This is a genomic window from Lacinutrix chionoecetis (assembly GCF_053604665.1).
Window position 1 is genome coordinate 301,245 of sequence record NZ_JBSHNQ010000086.1, and the last position, 19,397, is coordinate 320,641.

Consider the following 19,397-nt stretch of genomic DNA (forward strand, 5'->3'; position numbering starts at 1 on the left):
TCACGGAAAACCAAAAATTAATTTTACATGAAAAAAGTTGAAGCAATTATCAGAAAATCTAAATTCTCTGCAGTAAAAAAAGCACTGCATGAAGTTGGTGTAAATTTCTTTTCGTATTGGGATGTTACAGGACTCGGTAACGAAAAAGAAGGCCATGTTTACAGAGGAGTGTCTTACAGTACGAGCGATATTCAAAGACGCTATCTATCCATTGTTGTAAATGATGATTTTGAAGAAGTAACAATAAAAGCCATCCTTGAAGCCGGTTCTACAGGTGAAGTTGGTGATGGTAAAATATTCGTATCAAAAATCGATGAAGTTTACAGAATAAGAACAGGAGAAAAAGGCGGAAACACATTAAAATAAAAAAACATGGAATTACTTACTACAAATAATGTATGGATGATGATCTGTACAGCACTCGTTTTCTTTATGCACTTAGGATTTGCATTTTTAGAAATTGGACTAACACGTCAGAAAAACACAATAAATATACTTTTTAAAAACATTTTTATTATTACAGTAGGTCTTTTACTTTACTGTTTAGTTGGATTTAACTTAATGTATCCAGGAACATTTAATGGCTTCTTAGGTTTTGCTGGATTTGGTTTAGAATCGCCAACAGTTATCGATCCAGAAACAGGGAAAGCTATTCTTGATTTAGCATATAATGAAGGCTATACCTACTGGACGGACTTTTTATTTCAAGGCATGTTTGCAGCAACAGCAGCTACTATTGTTTCTGGAGCCGTGGCTGAACGTATGAAAATTGGCCCATTTATGATTTTTACAATACTTTATGTTGGATTTATTTATCCAATTGCAGGTTCTTGGAAATGGGGAGGCGGATTTTTAGACAGTTTAGACACGCCGTTTTATGACTTCGCCGGATCAACATTAGTACACTCTGTTGGTGGCTGGGCAGCTGTAGTAGCCGTTTGTTTACTAGGTTCTAGAATAGGTAAATTTAAAGATGGTAAATTACAAGCCATACCAGGACACAATATACCATTAGCAACAGCAGGTGTGTTGATTCTTTGGTTAGGATGGTTTGGATTTAACGGTGGCTCTGTATTATCTGCAGACCCATCTCTAACTTCATTAACATTAGTAACAACCTGCCTTGCAGCTGCAGCTGGAGGCGTTTTTGCAGCCCTCATCTCTACCTTATTATATAAAAATTTAGATTTAACAATGTTTCTTAACGGTATTTTAGGCGGTTTAGTAGGTATTACAGCAGGTGCCGACCAAATGAGTCCAACCGATGCTATTATTATTGGCGCTGTTGCAGGAGCAATTATTGTCTTTGCGGTTTCTTTAATAGACAGGTTAAAATTAGATGATCCAGTTGGAGCAATTGCTGTGCATTTAGTATGCGGAATTTGGGGAACCTTAGCCGTAGGACTTTTAGGAAACTTGGCAAGTGGTGCACAATTTTTGAGTCAGCTTATTGGAGTGTTGTCTTATGCAGGTATTTGTTTAGTGTCTTCATTTTTAATTATTTTTATTATGAAGAAAACCGTGGGAATAAGAGTTCCAGAAAAAGAAGAATTAGAAGGACTTGATGCTCATGAGCATGGAATGGATGCGTATCCAGATTTTAGACTCAATGAGCATTAATTATTTAGTTTAGTTTGTTGTTAAAAACCTCGAAATATTATATTTCGAGGTTTTTTAATTTAGACTAATAAAAATATTAGGTTAAGCAGAATTACGGCTCGCGTTTATATTCCCGAATAAGGAGCGTGTGACTATTTTTTCGAATATTTTAATTTGCTCTTCGTCTCTTACTTTTGCTTTTTCAAGCTCCTGAATCTTCTTTAATGCAAATTGCTGTATGGTTAATAAAGGCAAAACAATAGACTCTCTTACAGCAATAGAAGCTTTTCCTGCTGGCTCTTCCTGCATGAGTTCGTTATAACCTGTTAATTTAAGTATTAGGCGTTTTGATGTTTCATACTCATTATAAATAATTTTCCAGAAAGCCCCATATTCTGGGTCTTCTGCCATATATTTTGTTAAATCAAAAAACGATTTAGATAAGGACATCATACTATTTTCTATAAGTGTTTTAAAAAAGCTTGATGTTTTAAACAAATGCTGTACTTTGTTAAATTCTCCTATATCTTCGTAATACTTTAAAGCTGTTCCAACTCCAAAAAAACCAGGTACGTTTTGCTTTAATTGGCTCCATGATCCAACAAAAGGAATAGCCCTTAAATCTTCGAACACTAAACCTTCAGCTTTTCCTCTTTTAGAAGGACGACTACCAATATTTGTTTTTGCGTAGTACTTTAGTGTACTCATATTTTCTAAATATGAGATAAATTTTGGATGCGCTTTAAAACTTGAATAGGCATCAAAGCTAAGTTTTGCAATATCATCCATAACCACTCTGTTTTCAGGTAACATACTCAAATCAACATCGCTCATACTGTTGTAAATTCCAGAGCTGATTAATTGTTCTAAATTATATTGTGATGAATCTAAAGTGCCAAAATTAGAGCTAATGGTTTGACCTTGTATGGTTAGTTGTACTTCTTTATCTTCTATGGTTGGTCCTAAAGAGGCATAAAAGTTATGTGTTTTTCCGCCACCTCGTGCTGGTGGCCCACCACGACCATCAAAAAATATAACCGTAACATCGTATTTTCGAGAGATTTTAGTTAAGTTTTCTTTTGCCTTGTAAATAGCCCAATTAGCCATGAGATAACCACCATCTTTTGTGCCATCGCTAAACCCAAGCATAATGGTTTGCTTATTACCTCTGGTTTTTAAATGGGCAGCATATTCTGGATTGGTGTATAACTCTTCCATAACAGCTGGCGCATTTTCTAAATCTGTAATGGTTTCAAATAGTGGTCCAATATCTACTGTTAACACCTCTTGAAAAGCAACTATTTTTAGCATTGCAAAAAGTTGCATGACATTAAGTGTTGTTTGGTTGTTACTAATTATATAACGGTTTGCAGCCTTTTCTCCATTTGATTCTTGAATTGTTTTGATAGCTTTCATGGTGTTTAAAGCTTTTAATGTTTCTTCATCTTTAATAATGGATAAATCTACTTTTCCTTTTGCTTTCGATAGAATTTCTATTTGTTCTTTCTCTGATAAATCGAAATAATTTTTAGGAAAGATTGTACTCCCATTTTCTATTAAAGCCTGTACCAAGTCATTAAAGAATTGATTATGCTTTCGGCTGTCTTGGCGTATGTCTAGATTTGCAAAATGGAAACCAAACAGGTGAATTTTATTTAAGAGACTATTAACTTCATCTACATATAGCGATTGGTGTTTGTCTATTATAAATTGCTTAATGTCTTTTAATTCTGAAGTAAAATGTTCTAAAGTTAAATTAGATTTTTCATGAGTGATAATATTATACAACTCATGCTCTAAAGTTGTAATTCTATCTTCCACACCTTGAAATGATAGTTTCCTTTTTAACTTTCTAATATCTCGATAATAATTTTTTATTATAGTTGCACGCAATCTGTTAGCAACTTTTAAAGTTATTTCTGGCGTTACAAATGGGTTGCCATCTCTATCTCCACCAGGCCAAAAGCCAATATTAATGATATCGTTATCTATTTGTTTTGCATCAAAAATGTTTTGTTGAATGTAATCGTAAATCTTTCCGAAGGATTTATAAAATACGTTTTCTAAATACCATATTAAGCTAACGGCTTCATCGTAAGGTGTTGGCTTTTCATGTTTAAAAAAAGGCGTTTTTCCTAATTGCGCTAAGAGATCGTTAATACGAAGCAAATCGTTTTCACGTATAGCTTCAGTAAGGTCTGTAATAATCCCTAATACGGAGCCAGGATAGAATTGCGTTGGGTGAGCCGTTAAAACAATTCGAACTTTAAATTCTTCTAAATATTTTTTTAAAGTTTCCATTTTATTGTCGGCGGAAGCACTTTCTTTCAAGCTACGCAATGTACCAATACCATCCATGTTGTTAACTAAAGGAAAAGCGGCATCCTCAATAGCGTCAAATAATACAACTTGGCGTTCTATGTATTGAATAAACCTGAATAGAAGATCAATCTGACTTTTGGCCGAGCGACTTCCCTGATATTTTTTAAAAAAGGTTTCAACAATGGTCGTGGGATCCTCTTTATTAGCAAAACCTTTTTTACATGTTTCGTGAAAGAGCGGCAAAAGCACACCTGTTTTAGTAATGGAATCGAAAGGCAACGTCATGAATATACTGTTGTATATTTGATACTTTGCCAATACATTTTGATTAAATCTGGTAAGTTTAGGTTGTGTAGACATTTTAAATTATATGATTGTAGATTGCCCTAAATGTATGTTTTTAAAATTCATATTTGTGTCTTTAGGGTGATGAATAAAATCTTCTATAAAATCTCCAACTCTACTTGTTGTTACATTATCATACATGGCATTTATATCTGGTGTTGTAATATTTAATTTTAATGATTTTTCGATTGCAGTTCTAATTAATTCTGCTTCATTAAATAAATCGAAATGATCCAGTAACATTGCTGCCGATAAAATAGAAGCAATAGGGTTTGCAATACCTTTGCCAGTTGCTTGAGGATAAGAGCCATGAATAGGTTCGAACATAGCATATTTGTTACCTACAGAGGCAGATGCTAACAGTCCAATAGACCCACCAATTACGCTCGCTTCGTCACTTATAATATCTCCAAACATGTTCTCGGTTAATATAACATCAAACTGTTTTGGATTTAAGATCATCTGCATAGCAGCATTGTCTACAAATAAAAAATCTAAAGTTACATCCTTGTACGCAGCGCTAACTTCTGTTACAACTTTACGCCACAACCTTGAACTTTCTAAAACGTTAGCTTTATCCACCAACGTTACTTTCTTTTTGCGATGTTGGGCAGCTTTAAAAGCCAAATGAGTAATTCTCTCAATTTCTTCTCGAGAATATTCGCATAAGTCTGAAGCTGTATTACCATCTTCACTTAGATGCTTGTCTCCAAAATATATTCCTCCAATTAACTCACGGTAGATACAAATATCAGTGTTTTCAATAATGTCTCTTTTTAAAGGCGATTTATCTAATAATGAATTATAAGCTTTAACAGGTCTAATATTCGCAAACAAGCCCAACTCTTTTCTTAATTTAAGTAAGCCTTGTTCGGGTCTTATTTTAGCAGATGGATTATTATCGTATTTAGGATGACCAATTGCTCCAAATAAAACAGCGTCGCTTGATTTGCATAAATCTAAGGTGATATCTGGTAATGGGTTATCATGTAAATCTATAGCGACAGCTCCAACCGGTGCTGTTTTAAATTTAAACTGATGGTTAAATTCTACAGCAATAGCTTTTAAAACTTTTATTGCTTGATTAGTAACTTCTGGACCTATACCATCGCCTGGTAAAACTGCTATATTTAATTTCATAAGTCTTAATATGTTTTGTTTGCTTCAAAAGCAGTAATCATTTCTTTTTTACTTAATAAATAATCAATATCGTCGTAGCCATTTATCATACAGGTTTTTTTGTATGCGTCTATTTCGAAAGATTCAGATTTATTATATTCTGAAATAGTAATGGTTTGCGATTGAAGGTTAACTTCTATAATTGTGTTAGGGTTTTTTTCAATAGTATCAAGTAATTCAGATAAAAACTGCTTTGAAACTTGAACAGGTAACAAACCATTGTTTAGCGCATTACCTTTAAAAATATCGGCAAAAAAACTTGATACAATGACTTTAAAACCGTAGCCGACCAAAGCCCAAGCGGCATGCTCACGGCTTGATCCACAACCAAAATTGTTGCCAGCAACTAAAATGCTGCCACTGTAGTTGGAGTTGTTTAAGGCAAAATCAGGGTTTTTAGTGCCGTCTTTATTAAATCGCCAATCTCTAAAAACATTTTCGCCAAAACCTTTTTTATCTGTGGCTTTTAAAAAACGAGCCGGAATAATTTGGTCTGTATCAACATTCTCGATATTTAATGGAATGGCTGTTGATTTAAGGGTTGTAAATTTTTCCATTTAAATGAGTTCTAATTCTTCTATTTTTTTACTAACGTCTATTATTTTTCCTGCAACAGCTGTTGCTGCAGCTACAAGCGGACTCGCCAAAATTGTTCTTGAACCTTGACCTTGGCGACCTTCGAAATTTCTGTTAGACGTAGAAACGCAATATTCGCCTTGAGGTATTTTATCGTCGTTCATGGCTAAGCAAGCCGAGCAACCTGGCTGTCTTAACTCGAAGCCTGCATTTTCAAAAATGGTGTTTAATCCTTCATCTATAATTTGTGCTTCTACTTGTTTGCTTCCAGGAACTAACCACGCAGTAACGTTAGCGGCCTTCTTTTTGCCCTCAACGTAGTTTGCTGCAATTCTAAAATCTTCAATTCGGGAGTTGGTACAGCTACCTATAAAAACATAGTTTATTGGTTTGTTAATTAGTTTTTCGCCAGCCTGAAATCCCATATATTCCAAAGATTTTTTAAACGACGCATCGTTATCTTTTGGTATGCTTTCCGAAATTTTAATACCCATTCCTGGATTTGTACCATAGGTAATCATTGGTTCTATGTCCTCGGCATTAAAAGTGTATTCCTTATCAAATGTTGCGCCATCATCTGTTGGTAAGGTTTTCCAATGGGCTACTTTTTTATCGAAATCTTCATTTTGTGGTGCAAACTTTCTGCCTTTTAAGTAATTAAATGTGGTTTCGTCTGGCGCTATCATACCACCACGAGCACCCATTTCTATACTCATGTTGCAAACGGTCATCCTGCCTTCCATAGACATGTTTTCGAATACGCTTCCAGCATATTCACAAAAATAACCTGTTCCAGAATTGGTGCCTAATTTTGAAATGATATAAAGAATAACATCCTTAGGAGATACTCCTTTTCTTAATGTACCATTAACGATAACCCTTAATTTTTTTGGTTTTTCGAGCAATAAACATTGGCTTGCAAAAACCTGTGCCACTTGGCTGGTGCCAATACCAAAAGCAATAGAACCAAACGCACCATGTGTTGAGGTATGGCTGTCTCCACAAACCATGGTCATACCTGGTTGCGTGATACCTAATTCTGGAGCCATGACATGAACAATACCATTATATTTATGCCCTAATTGGTACAGCGTAATATTGTTGTCGCTGCAATTTTGAGATAATTGCGCTAACTGATTTCTTGATAATAAATCTTTAACGGGTAAGTGTTGATTTTCTGTAGGTGTGTTGTGGTCGGCAGTTGCAACGATTTGCTTAGGTCTAAAAACAGGAATGCCGCGATCTTTTAATTCATTAAAAGCTTGCGGACTCGTTACTTCGTGTATTAAGTGTTTGTCTATATATAGAATTTGCGGACCGTTTTTAATAGAATCAACGACATGGGAATCCCAGACTTTATCGAATAATGTTTTTTTCATTTATGCTGAAATAATTTGTTGGTAAACCGAACTCGTTTCTATAATTTGATGAATGTCGTTATCGTTAATTTCTTTCTTTTTATCTGCAAAATTTAAAAAATTAGAATAAACATCGTCTAATTGTAATTTGGTTAATTCGTATCCAACATTTTTGGCGCGATAAGCAAGTGCCGCTCGACCGCTTCTTGCTGTTAGGACTATTGCAGATTCTGTAACACCTACATCTTTAGGGTCGATAATTTCGTAGGTTTCACGATTTTTAATAACACCATCTTGATGAATTCCAGAGCTATGCGAAAAGGCATTTGCACCAACAATAGCCTTGTTTGGCTGTGTGTAAATACCCATATTATCAGAGACTAACTGGCTTATGCCGTAAAGCATTTCTGTTTTTATATTCGTGTCTAAATTAAGATATGGATGTTGTTTTAGTACCATAACCACTTCTTCAAGCGCTGTGTTTCCGGCACGTTCGCCAATACCGTTAATGGTACACTCTATTTGCCTTGCGCCATTAATTACACCTTCTATAGAATTTGCAGTGGCTAAACCTAAATCATTATGGCAATGGCAAGATAAAATTGCATTTTCAATACCTTTAACATGCTCCTTTAAATATTTAATTTTTGCTCCATACTCACTTGGCAAGCAATAGCCTGTAGTATCGGGAATGTTTAATACCGTTGCACCTGCTTTTATAGCAGCTTCACAAACTCTAGCTAAATATTCGTTATCTGTTCTTCCAGCGTCTTCTGCATAAAACTCCACGTCTTCAACAAATGATTTAGCATATTTAACAGCTTTGTAAGCACGCTCGATAATAGCTTCTCTATTCGATTTGAATTTATAAATAATATGAGAGTCAGAAGTGCCAATTCCTGTATGAATTCTTGGCTTTTTTGCATAAGCTAATGCTTGAGCAGCAATTTTAATATCATTCTCTACAGAGCGCGTTAAACCACAAACTGTAGCGTTTTTTACAATTTTTGAAATGGCTTCAACAGATTTAAAATCGCCAGGACTTGAAACAGGAAAACCAGCCTCGATAACATCTACGCCTAATACATCGAGTTGTTTTGCAATAACTACCTTTTGTTCTGTGTTAAGTTTACAACCAGGAACTTGCTCTCCATCGCGTAGGGTTGTATCGAAAATTTGTATGTTAGTGCTTGACATTTATTAAAATATATTTTTGTATTGTATTACGAAGTTATATTTTGGATGTGTATTAGATTTTTTTTTTGATTTTAATATACGATGTTCAAAATTAAAAACTAAATATAAACCACTAAAAACCAATTAGTTAAATAAGTTTTAGAGTGATAACTAAAGAGCAAAAAGATAATTTATTTTTATTGGTGAAGTCTTTATCGAAGTCTGAAAAGCGCCAATTTAAATTGTATGTAGGGAGACTTGGAGTAAATACCAATTCTAAATTTTTAAATTTATTTAATCTACTTGATAAATCTAACGTTTATGATGAGGCTGCAATTTTAAAAAGCGGAATTGTTAAAAAACAACAATTAGCGAATGTAAAGTCTCATTTATATAAGCAGATTTTAATTAGTTTAAAACTTAATCCTTCGCATCAAAATGTACGATTGCAAATAAGAGAACAATTGGATTTTGCTTCTATTCTATACCATAAAGGTCTCTATAAACAAAGTTTAAAAATTTTAGATAAGGCTAAGGAAATGGCCATATTAAATGAGGAAAAAAACTCTGCATTCGAAATTGTAGAATTAGAAAAAATCATAGAAGCTCAATTCATTACAAGAAGTATTAGTACCAGAGCAGATGAATTGGCCATACAAGCAAAAGAATTAAGCGAACTAAATGTTATTGCAAGTAAACTGTCTAATTTATCACTACAGCTCTACAGTATTATTTTAAAAACCGGTTACGTAAAAAATGAAAAAGAAGGAATTTTAGTAACTAAATACTTTAATAAGCGTCTTCCAAAATTCGACATTAATAACGTTGGTTTTAGAGAAAAACTTTGGCTTTATAAGGCCTATTTATGGCACAGTTTTTTATTGCAAGACTTTTTAAATTGTTATAAGTATGCTTCTAAATGGGTTAATTTATTTTATCATAACCCGGCAATGATAAACTTAAATCCAGTGTTTTTTTTAAAAGGAAATAATTACCTGTTAGAATCTTTATTCTTTATAAGTAATAAGTACAGATTCGAAAAAAAATTAAAAGAATTAGAAGATACAATTAGTCTTCCCAGTTTCCCGAAGGATGAAAATGTAGCGACCTTAGTTTTTTTATATACCAATTTTCATAAAATTAACTTTCATTTTATAGATGGTAGTTTTAATGATGGGTTATCGCTAATTCCAGATATTGAAGCACAATTAATTCATTTTAACAGCAGGATAGATGCGCATCATAAAATGATTTTCTACTATAAGTTTGCAAGTTTACATTTTGGAGCAGGAAATAATAAAGAGTGTATTAAATATTTAGATAAAATTATATCCAATAAAACGTTATCCATGCGCGAAGATTTACTTTGTTTTTCCAGAGTTCTTAGTCTTGTGGCACATTACGAAGCAGGATTAGATTATCATTTAGAGACCTTATTAAGAAGTACTTATAAGTTTTTAATAAAGATGAACGATTTGCACGAAGTTCAAAAAGAGATGATAAAGTTTATAAGAGGTTTGCAGGATATTTACCCTCAAGATCTTAAAAAAGCATTTAAAGAATTACATGAAACGTTAATAAAATTTGAGGATCATCCCTTCGAGCGTCGTGCTTTTTTATACTTAGATATTATATCCTGGTTAGAAAGTAAAATTGAAAATAAACCTGTGGGAGAAGTCATTAGAAATAAATATTTAGCAAAACAAGCACGCTAAATTTGTTAAATGCCGCATCTCGAGATTGCATTATTAGTTTTAATTGTTTGTGAATACATTATTTTAATTTAATAATACAAAAAAAGCTTCCCCTACAGAGGAAGCTTTTTAGAATACAGATTAAAATTAAAAAAATTAGTATTACAACTTAATAAGTTTAGTGGTGAAAGTTGCTCCTAATTTGTTCTCTATTTGTACTAAGTACATGCCTTTTGAAAGATTGTTTATATTAAATTCATGACCTTTAGTAAATTCGCCGCTATAAGTTTTTATAAGCTTTCCAGATATATCAAAAATCTTCAAGTTAGTTGCAGTCTTACTTATAGAAAAAGATGTAAGCGCAGGATTTGGATATAATTTTAAGTCATTATTTATTTCAAAAACATCGGTAGATAAAGTTTGTGGAGGATTATTACCATACATCTTAAATTGGCCTGCCTCAATAGTTATAGGCGTTGTTGCATTGGCAACATTTATTGATGAACTTCCGGTTGGATCCATTAAATCAAACCATTGTCCTGTATAAGGAAAGTTAGGTACAATATTTTGCGAGCTTACATCAAAGTTTGCTAAAATAACAACATTTTTAAGCTCGGTTGCGGCTATAGCATCATCCCAAATGTAAATTCTTGGTGTTAAATTACCAGAGTCTATAGAGTAATTACCTTCAAAAACATCTTCTTCTATTTTTAAAATATTTATTCGCGCCCAATCGTTGTAAATTTTATTTCTGTTGGTATCTGCCAGCCAATTGTTTGTCCATTGTGGTTGCGGTTTAGTGTCTAACTTACAATTTCCGGGAGTGGCATCGTTTTCGGTATTTACACTACCATCATTACAAGTGTAAATTGAATTTTCCATGCCTAATGCAGAAAAATGCCAGATCATTTTAGGTCCAGGTACAGTTAGAGATACTGCGCCTAAAGCAGGCATTCTTGATAAGGCAGTATTTAAATCTTGTACATCGTGTGCTGGGTTCGATTGATTACCAAACTCAAGATTTTTATACATTAACCTTTCTTCATCATGACTCTCTGGGTAGCCTATTAATCTTGGAGCAATAAAATTACGGCTCTCATGTCCAACACCATTAATATCGTTATTAGAGTTATAGCCCATGGTTAATTGATTGTAATTTTCTGTCATTTTACCCCAAAGCATAATTCCTTTTGAAACCGCCTCATTTACTCTGTAATCTGCCCATTCTTTTTCTTCTTGTGTACCACCTAAATGTTCGAAAATAACGTAATGGGTTGGGTCTAAACTCCAAGAATGGTCTGCATATTCTTTAAGCACTGCAACTCTATCGGCTTGATAGTTATTTGTACATCCTTCGTCATTAGCTGTACAATTTTGTGTAAAACCTTTAGTTAAATCCCAACGGAAACCATCAATTTTAAAATCTTCTACCCAACGTTCTATTACACGCTTTACGTAGTCTTTTGTTCTTGGATTAGAATGATCGTAATCTGAACCAACATTGTAGCTATGTTTAGGAACTTCGTTAAAATAAGGATTTTGGCTGCTTGGTTCTCCCCAACCATCGTTATCAGGATCATTCATCCACATGCGCACCATTGGGTTTCTTCCAAAAGCATGATTTAAAGCGACATCTAAAATCACTGCAATTCCATTTTGGTGACATAGGTCAATAAATTCTTTTAATTTATCTTCTGTACCATAAAACTTATCTAAAGCCATATGAAAGGACGTATTGTAACCCCAACTTTCATTACCTTCAAATTCCATTACTGGCATGAGTTGAATAGCGTTAATGTTTAAGTTTTTAAAATAATCGATTTTATCAATTAAACTTTGGTAATTTCTACCGGCATCAAAATCTCTTATTAATACCTCATAAATGATAAGGTCTTCCTTTTTTGGTTTCTGGAAGTTTGTTACTTGCCAAGGATAGGCTGTCTGGCCTGTTTGTAAAACCGTTACTTCTCTTTCTTGACCAGCTGGATAAGCAGGAAGATTAGGGTATGTTGATGCAGGAATATACGGGTCGTCAAAAGGCGATAGCACCAAAGTAGAGTATGGGTCTGCAACCTTTACCAATATAGGAGAATTTGTTGGAGGCGTTTCGTCTACAACCCAATATTGATAGGTTTCTATTTGCCCAGGAGTTAACCCAGTTAATTCAATCCAGAATTTGTTGTTTCTGGTCACATCTTTTTTCATTGCATAACTCATATCTGGCTGCCAATTGTTAAAGCTGCCAGCTAAATATGTAAAATCTTTTCCTGAAGCATACAGTACTAATACCGCTGTATTATCGTCTATATACGTAATACCATCTTGATAATCTGTTGGCATAATACCTATATTATTTCCTGGATCAATTAAAACAGTAAATGTTTTTGTAATAATACTACCATTTTGGTTTACCTCTAATTGGTAGTTTTGATTGTCTGTAATGTTTGTATGTGAGTATGTGTATGTTGAAATATTGGATTGCGTATTTAATACCACACCATTTGCTTTTAGCGTATAATTAGCATTGCCTCCGGTATTACTTGCGTTTACAGATAGCATTCCTCCAGATGCTAAGATTGTAGTAGAATTATTTTCTGGTGCATTCTGTATAACTTGAAACCCGCCTACATCTACTAAATTATCTTGAGATTTTTTATCACCTGTTCCATCTTTTGCTTTTACTAGAAAGCCTAACCTGCCAATACCTGTTCTGTTATAAAATGTATTAGGTATAAAGGAAATGGTATAGGTGTCGTTACCACTGTTGTAAATTAATTTATTTGCTTCGTTAGAATTGGTCCAGTCGCCATTTGTAGGGCAATCTTGTATGTTCTGCAAATTTAAATCGAACGACCATGCCCAAATGTAAAGTGAATTATCTGTAATATTCCAAGTGGACTCGTTTATACTACTGCCATCAACTGTAATGGTTATGAGTTCGTCTTCTTCAAACGTAGTTGGTGTTATGGAATAAGTAATGTTTTGTTGTTGTGCAAAAACGCCAACAGTTATAAGTAGAAATAGATATGTTATTTTTTTTCTCATAGTATTTATTTGCTAAAAAAGGGCCACTAACGTAAAATTAGAATAGCCCTTTTGTTGTTTTTAATCAGGTTAAATTATTCTAATTAATAGCGTAAGTGCCATTAGCTAAGTCTAATTTAATCCTGTAGTTTCCGGCCGTAACAGCTATGTTGTCGCCACCAGCATCTAAGGTTCCATCTGCTCCATTATCTCCAAAATCGCTATCCCAGGCATCATTAACTCTAAATTTAATTTCACCGTCAATAAGTGTTACAATATCACCAACCCAAATATCATTACTTAAGGGTGTTAGTGTAAAATCTTGCGTTGCTCCCCAATCATTATAACCAGAACCTACAATGCCGTATAGATCAGCTGTTTCTATAGAATATGTACTTGCGTTAAAATCTAAAGTAATTACATAATGTCCTGCGGTAACAGGTATGTTATCGCCACCAGCATCTAAAGTACCATCTGCTCCATTATCTCCAAAATCTATATTCCATTCATTATTTTGGCGAAATTTAATTTCACCATCAACTAATCTAATGCCTACTTTAAAAGTGTCTGTAACATAATCATAGTAAAATTTTCCATCTGGTGAAGCTCCCCAATCATTGTATCCAGAGCCTACAACTCCCCATGAAAATGGTTCGATAGAGTAGGTGTTATCATTAAGATTCATAGTGATTTTATAGGTACCTGCTGTAACTGCAATATTATCACCACCAGCATCTAAAGTGCCATCTGCTCCAGTATCTCCAAAATCGTTATCCCACATATCGTTTTCTCTAAACTTTATTTCACCATCTAATAACGTTGCATATGTTACGAAAATATTGGCTTCGCTGGTAGAGTAAAATGTTTGGTCTTCATAAGCTCCCCAATTGTTGTAACCAGAACCTACAATTCCCCAACTTACAGGTTGGACAGCAGATCCGCCACCAGTAGAAGCTGGAGGTAAAACAACAGTTAAAGTTTGAGGTATAGAAAAAGTTTCTGTTCCATTACCAGTATCTCCAACAAAGGCTCTTAATCTAAATGTTATAGTTCCTGAGTTTAATTCCGGAGTCGCAGGATCATTATTTAATCCTGCTTCTTGAGCAAAACTTAACATTTGCCCAATGGTAACCGCTATTTCATTAGCGCTTGTTGATTCTACTTCAACCATATCTGAAAAATCTCCTGTAAAAGATCTTTGTAATTCGTAGGTTGTATTGGTGGGTACACTAAAATTTGCATTGTCCCAGGTAAATCGTTCTGCAATATTACTAGCAGCTTCCGGTGTTAAAATATACTGTTCTAAAAAAGAATTTGAAAAAGCAAATTCTCCTGGTGGAACTGCAGTAAATACTAAATCGTCGTCTTCTTGACAAGAGTTAAAGCCAGCTATGGCGATAACTAAAAGAAATAAAAGTTTAAAATTTTTCATTGTTATTTTTTTTTAATTAGTAACCTGGGTTTTGAGTTAAATTAGTGTTTGCATCTAGTGCAGATTGAGGTATTGGAAACAATCTGTAAGTGTCTGGAATAGATGTTCCATTGACAACATTACCCTTCCATGGCCATATATAACTATTACCGGTAAATCTTCCAAAACGGATAAGATCTGTTCTTCTGTGTCCTTCTAAATTTAATTCACGAGCTCTTTCATCTATTATAAAATCTAAACTTAAATCTCCCATTGAAATTGCATCGGCATTTGCGCGTGTTCTAACCATATTTACATAATTAAGCGCATCACTCATGTTAGCATTTGTTGCTCCTCTAAGTGCACATTCTGCATACATTAAATAAGCATCTGATAATCGATACAGAGGAAAGTCTGTTCCAGAAAACGAGGTGCCACTTGTTGGTGTTTCATTTAAATCATTATTTCTAAATTTTATGGAAGGATAACCATTTGTCCACTCTCTATAATCTGTCATTTCGTAAGTATGTCCATCTGTCCAGAATAGGCTCGCTCTATCGTCATTTGAAGTGTTTAAATCTCCAAATAAGCCATACCATGCACTTGTTGCTCTATGTCCTTGCCATCCTTCTGCTGCTCCAAATTCTAAAATTGGAATAGTATCTGGACTTAAACTGCCATTAACTATATAGGTTGTGTTTCCAAAGCTTTGGCTTACCACAGGATCTGCAATTAACGGATAAATTATTTCTGAAGAAACGTCGTTATCTCCAGAGAAATTTTGAAGAAAATTATTTTCTAATGAATAATTACCTTCCGTTATAACTTTATTTAAATAAATTACTGCGTCTGTATATCTTGATGTTCCAGTATAAATCTGCGCGTTAATATATAATTTACTTAATAACATGTCTACAACAAAAGTGTTAGCTCTACCGTAACCATTCGTGTTTCCTATTGTTGGTTCTATCGCTAATAATTCAGTTTCAACATAGTCAAATAATTCTTGTCTTGAAGCTTCAGGAAGAAATTCTGAAGTTCCAAAATTTTCTTCAGTAGCTAAAACACCTTTTCCAAAAGCGTCAATAACATAGAAGTATGCTAAAGCGCGTAAAAAGCGAACTTCGCTTTGAATTGATTCTGGGATTTCCACACCTGCATTAGGTAATACGTTTAACAGGTTATTACATTGCGGAATGGTATAATAAGCTCTGTTATAGAGGTATCTAAAAAATTTGTTATTACTGTTCCATTGCGATGTGGTTGTTAATTGGTCTAAGCCATCATCTCCCCAACGGTTTTTCATGCCATCTGCAGTGAAATCCTGTAAGTTTATAATGCCTCTTAGAAATGGAGATTCTCCGGCATCATCTGAAATGTCTGAACTTCCAGGACCACTTGGTCCTGACAATGCAAAAGAAGCATAGAGTCTAGATAAGACGCCTTCAATGGCATTTGGATCTTGTTCTAATAATTGCTGGAGTGTTAACTCCACTTTTGGCTCTGTGTCTAAATCATTTACACATGACGAAATTGTAGTGAATAACGCCAAACCAAAAAATGTTAATATTATTTTTTTCATAGTCATTTTTTTAAAAATCAATATTTACTCCAAAAGTATATGCTTGAGGTCTTGGGTAAAAAGCACCATCAATACCTCCAAAATTTTCTGGATCTTGTCCATCGTATTCTGTTATTATAAATGGATTATTAACCGAAGCATATAGTCTCATATTCGTATTTTTTATAAAGTTCTGTGGTAAACTATAACCAAGTACAATATTTTCACACCTCATAAAACTTGCGTTTTTAAGGAAATAGTCTGAAAACTGAATATTACCATTTGCATCATCGAAAACTGGATTAGCAGCACCATTATAAAAATTAAGCACGTTAGTGATACTTGTATTATTGTTTGGTGCAGCACTTTGAATATTTCCATAACGCAATTCGTTTAAATCGTAAACTTTGCCGTCTAATTGCCCTCTAAAACTAGCGCCTAAATCCCAGTTTTTATAATTTACATTTATACCAAAACCAAAGTTCCAATTTGGTCTTAATGACTCGTAATATTTATCTTCTTCTGTTATCTCGTTATCTCCATTTAAATCGACAAAAGCATTAGGGATAGGGTTGCCATTAGTATCGTAGACTTGTTTAAATACACCAGCTTGATAAGGTTCTTCGCCTAAGATGTTAAACAATAAATTAGAACCTGTTCCTAAAAGTTGTCCTCCAATAGGTAGTCTGTTAATACCTCCTAAATCTGTTACTTCTGTTTGAGAATAAGAAATGTTACCGTTAAGCGATAAATTAAAATTCTCATTGCTTACAGGATTAATATTTAAAGATAGTTCAAAACCTTCACTTTCTGTAGTTCCTCTGTTAGCAATAAAACTGTCTGTTAATGCTTGACCAGGAGGTAAATTTACACGTGTCAATAAATCTGTTGTTTCTCTCTTAAAAATATCAAAAGATCCTGTTAAAAATCTATTTTCTGTAAAAGCAAAATCAAGACCTAAATTGTAAGTAGAGGTTTTTTCCCATGTTAAACCTGTTTGAAACGGATTGGCAGAATATAAGTTAAAACCTGGTAAATATTGACTGTTCTGGCTACCAATAGAAAACAACGGACTTGTAGGATAAAACCCTGCAGTACCTGTTATGTTTTGTTGGCCTGTCTTACCGTATCCAACTCTCACTTTCAAGTCGTCTATAAAATTAACATTTTTAAGAAAAGATTCTTCTTTTACTTTCCATGCTAATGCTGCTGCAGGAAAAATTCCCCAAACACCATCATCCCAAACCTCGTCGAAAACAAACAAAGAAGAGGCATCTGCTCTAACTGAAAGCGTTAAAAGATATTTATTATTAAAGTTTATATTAGAGCGGCCAAAGAATGATTGTAAGTTTTGACTATTGAAATATCTGGCGTTAGGATTGTTAGGATCTATATCTCTAACTCGCGTACCAACTAATCCAGCATCGTCTGTTGTGTCATCATCATCTTGAATGTAATATCTAAAGATATCTTTGTTCCCATCTGTTACAAAATTTTGATAGGCGTAACCTAATTGAACGTCGTAACTTGTAATAAAGTTATCTTCTAAACTTTTGGCATATTGCAAATAAGCATCAAAAGTCGTGTTTGTTATGTGTTGTCTTTCGGCATAGTTTAATCCTGGATTAAATAGCGGGTTTCCATCAGCATCTAATTGATACGTTGCTAATGCGCCATCGCTAAAAGTTTCTTCAATTTTAGAACGAGAGGCATCTAAACCTAAATTTACCACTGCTTTTAATTCTGGTAAGAAAGGCATGGTGTAATCTAATTCAATATTTCCTAAAAATCTAAAAGCTTCTTCAGGTCGATCTCTTTGTTGTAATAGGGCTAAAGGATTAAATTGACCGTCGATTAAATTACCATTTGTATTAGTGTAAAAACCACCAAATATTCCAGAATTTTCATAAATTGGTTTTGTAGGATCGAAAACTAAAGCTCCACCAAGAGCTCCACCAGCATCCGCAGCATTTTTGTCTGCAAGGGTAAATTTTGCGTTTGTATCTATTTTTAAATTATCCTCAAGTAATTTTGGAGATAACCTGAATGCAGCACTAAAACGTTCGTAATCATCTGATCTAACAACACCTTCAGAATTATTGTAACCTAAAGAGGCTCTAAAAGGTAAGTTTTCTCCCAAATTGGTGCGAACAGAAAAATTGGTATTCGATGTTAACGCTGTTCTTAAAATAGCATCTCTCCAATTAGTGTCGTAAATAGCTCTATCGCCATCGTCTGTAGAAATAATTTGGCTTATTGGTTCGTTTGTGTTAACAGAGCCAACAGGAACACCTAAACTGCTTACTAAATTTGGATGGTATTGCTGTATAAATCTAACATAATCCTCGCTACCCATCATATCTAACCCATCGCCTGGCGTACTTGATGTAATAGAGGTAGAAAAATTATATTGAGTCTCACCCGACGTTCCTTTTTTTGTTGTGATGATAATTACACCGTTAGAAGCTCTTGATCCATAAATTGCAGTTGCCGAAGCATCTTTTAATATAGTGAAGCTTGCCACATCATTAGGGTTAACTAAAGAAAGTGGATTGCTAACACCAGCAGGATTTTGATTTCCAATTGGTACACCATCAATTACAATTAGTGGACTGCTATCTGCATTTAACGAAGCTCCTCCTCTAATTCTAATGTTTGGTGCTGAGTCTGGAGATCCACCACTGTCTGTAATTCTTACACCAGCAGCTTTACCACGCAGTAATTGGTCTGTAGAAGTTATGGCGCCTCTGTTAAATTCCTTTTCTGAAACCAAATCTACAGAACCTGTTAAATCTTCTTTTTTTACACTTCCATAACCAATAATAACAACTTCGTCCAGTTGAGAAGCATCCTCAACTAGCGCTACATTTATTGTTGTTTGTCCTGTGTAGGTTATTTCTTGAGTAATATAGCCTACATAGGAAAATTCTAAAATATCTCCATTATCAACTTCAATCTGATAGTTACCATCAAAATCTGTTGCAGCTCCATTACTGGTACCTTTTACAACTACATTAACTCCGGGTAAGGGTAACGATGTAGATTGTTCTGTAATATTACCGGTTACACTATTCTGTGCTATTACAAACAAAGGCAACATAAATAATATAAATAGTAAGCTATTAAAAGTTGTTTTCATACAATACAATTAA

General features: G+C 34.1%; 12 protein-coding genes. 3 read left to right on the top strand and 9 right to left on the bottom strand.

Features of this window, described 5'->3' with window-relative positions:
- The first annotated feature begins 27 nt into the window (after nucleotides 1-27).
- Complete coding sequence (locus tag ACVC43_RS13605) at nucleotides 28-366, top strand: P-II family nitrogen regulator (protein WP_111658440.1); 339 nt, start codon at nucleotides 28-30, stop codon at nucleotides 364-366.
- Between the two features lie 6 nt (nucleotides 367-372).
- Nucleotides 373-1,620, top strand: coding sequence for an ammonium transporter (locus tag ACVC43_RS13610; protein WP_452225083.1), 1,248 nt, complete (start codon nucleotides 373-375; stop codon nucleotides 1,618-1,620).
- Nucleotides 1,621-1,701: 81 nt separating this feature from the next.
- Here the strand turns inward: ACVC43_RS13610 and ACVC43_RS13615 are convergent, their stop codons facing one another.
- Genes ACVC43_RS13615 through ACVC43_RS13635 form a run of 5 tightly spaced genes read right to left on the bottom strand, consistent with a single transcriptional unit; the run spans nucleotide 1,702 to nucleotide 8,576 of the window.
- Nucleotides 1,702-4,281, bottom strand: coding sequence for a phosphoenolpyruvate carboxylase (locus ACVC43_RS13615; protein WP_452225084.1), 2,580 nt, complete (start codon nucleotides 4,279-4,281; stop codon nucleotides 1,702-1,704).
- A 6-nt stretch (nucleotides 4,282-4,287) separates the two neighbouring features.
- Complete coding sequence (gene leuB / locus ACVC43_RS13620; protein WP_452225085.1) at nucleotides 4,288-5,406, bottom strand: 3-isopropylmalate dehydrogenase; 1,119 nt, start codon at nucleotides 5,404-5,406, stop codon at nucleotides 4,288-4,290.
- A gap of 5 nt (nucleotides 5,407-5,411) precedes the next feature.
- Nucleotides 5,412-6,002: a 3-isopropylmalate dehydratase small subunit gene (gene leuD / locus ACVC43_RS13625; RefSeq protein ID WP_452225086.1), complete on the bottom strand. Its 591-nt coding sequence runs from the start codon at nucleotides 6,000-6,002 to the stop codon at nucleotides 5,412-5,414.
- A complete protein-coding gene (gene leuC / locus ACVC43_RS13630) occupies nucleotides 6,003-7,400 on the bottom strand; it encodes a 3-isopropylmalate dehydratase large subunit (RefSeq protein ID WP_452225087.1) in 1,398 nt (465 codons plus the stop codon).
- Nucleotides 7,401-8,576: a 2-isopropylmalate synthase gene (locus tag ACVC43_RS13635; protein ID WP_452225088.1), complete on the bottom strand. Its 1,176-nt coding sequence runs from the start codon at nucleotides 8,574-8,576 to the stop codon at nucleotides 7,401-7,403.
- 146 nt (nucleotides 8,577-8,722) lie between these two features.
- Here ACVC43_RS13635 and ACVC43_RS13640 point away from each other — a divergent pair, with 146 nt between their 5' ends.
- Nucleotides 8,723-10,270 carry a hypothetical protein gene (locus ACVC43_RS13640; protein ID WP_452225327.1) on the top strand — a complete coding sequence of 516 codons (1,548 nt, stop codon included), beginning with the start codon at nucleotides 8,723-8,725 and terminating at the stop codon, nucleotides 10,268-10,270.
- Between the two features lie 141 nt (nucleotides 10,271-10,411).
- Here ACVC43_RS13640 and ACVC43_RS13645 read toward each other — a convergent pair whose 3' ends face one another.
- The 4 genes from ACVC43_RS13645 to ACVC43_RS13660 form a co-directional block, all read right to left on the bottom strand.
- A complete protein-coding gene (locus tag ACVC43_RS13645) occupies nucleotides 10,412-13,294 on the bottom strand; it encodes an alpha-amylase family glycosyl hydrolase (RefSeq protein WP_452225089.1) in 2,883 nt (960 codons plus the stop codon).
- Between the two features lie 79 nt (nucleotides 13,295-13,373).
- Nucleotides 13,374-14,705, bottom strand: coding sequence for a SusE domain-containing protein (locus ACVC43_RS13650; RefSeq protein ID WP_452225090.1), 1,332 nt, complete (start codon nucleotides 14,703-14,705; stop codon nucleotides 13,374-13,376).
- Nucleotides 14,706-14,721: 16 nt separating this feature from the next.
- Nucleotides 14,722-16,266 carry a RagB/SusD family nutrient uptake outer membrane protein gene (locus tag ACVC43_RS13655; protein ID WP_452225091.1) on the bottom strand — a complete coding sequence of 515 codons (1,545 nt, stop codon included), beginning with the start codon at nucleotides 16,264-16,266 and terminating at the stop codon, nucleotides 14,722-14,724.
- 10 nt (nucleotides 16,267-16,276) lie between these two features.
- Nucleotides 16,277-19,384, bottom strand: coding sequence for a SusC/RagA family TonB-linked outer membrane protein (locus tag ACVC43_RS13660; protein WP_452225092.1), 3,108 nt, complete (start codon nucleotides 19,382-19,384; stop codon nucleotides 16,277-16,279).
- Between the last annotated feature and the right edge of the window lie 13 nt (nucleotides 19,385-19,397).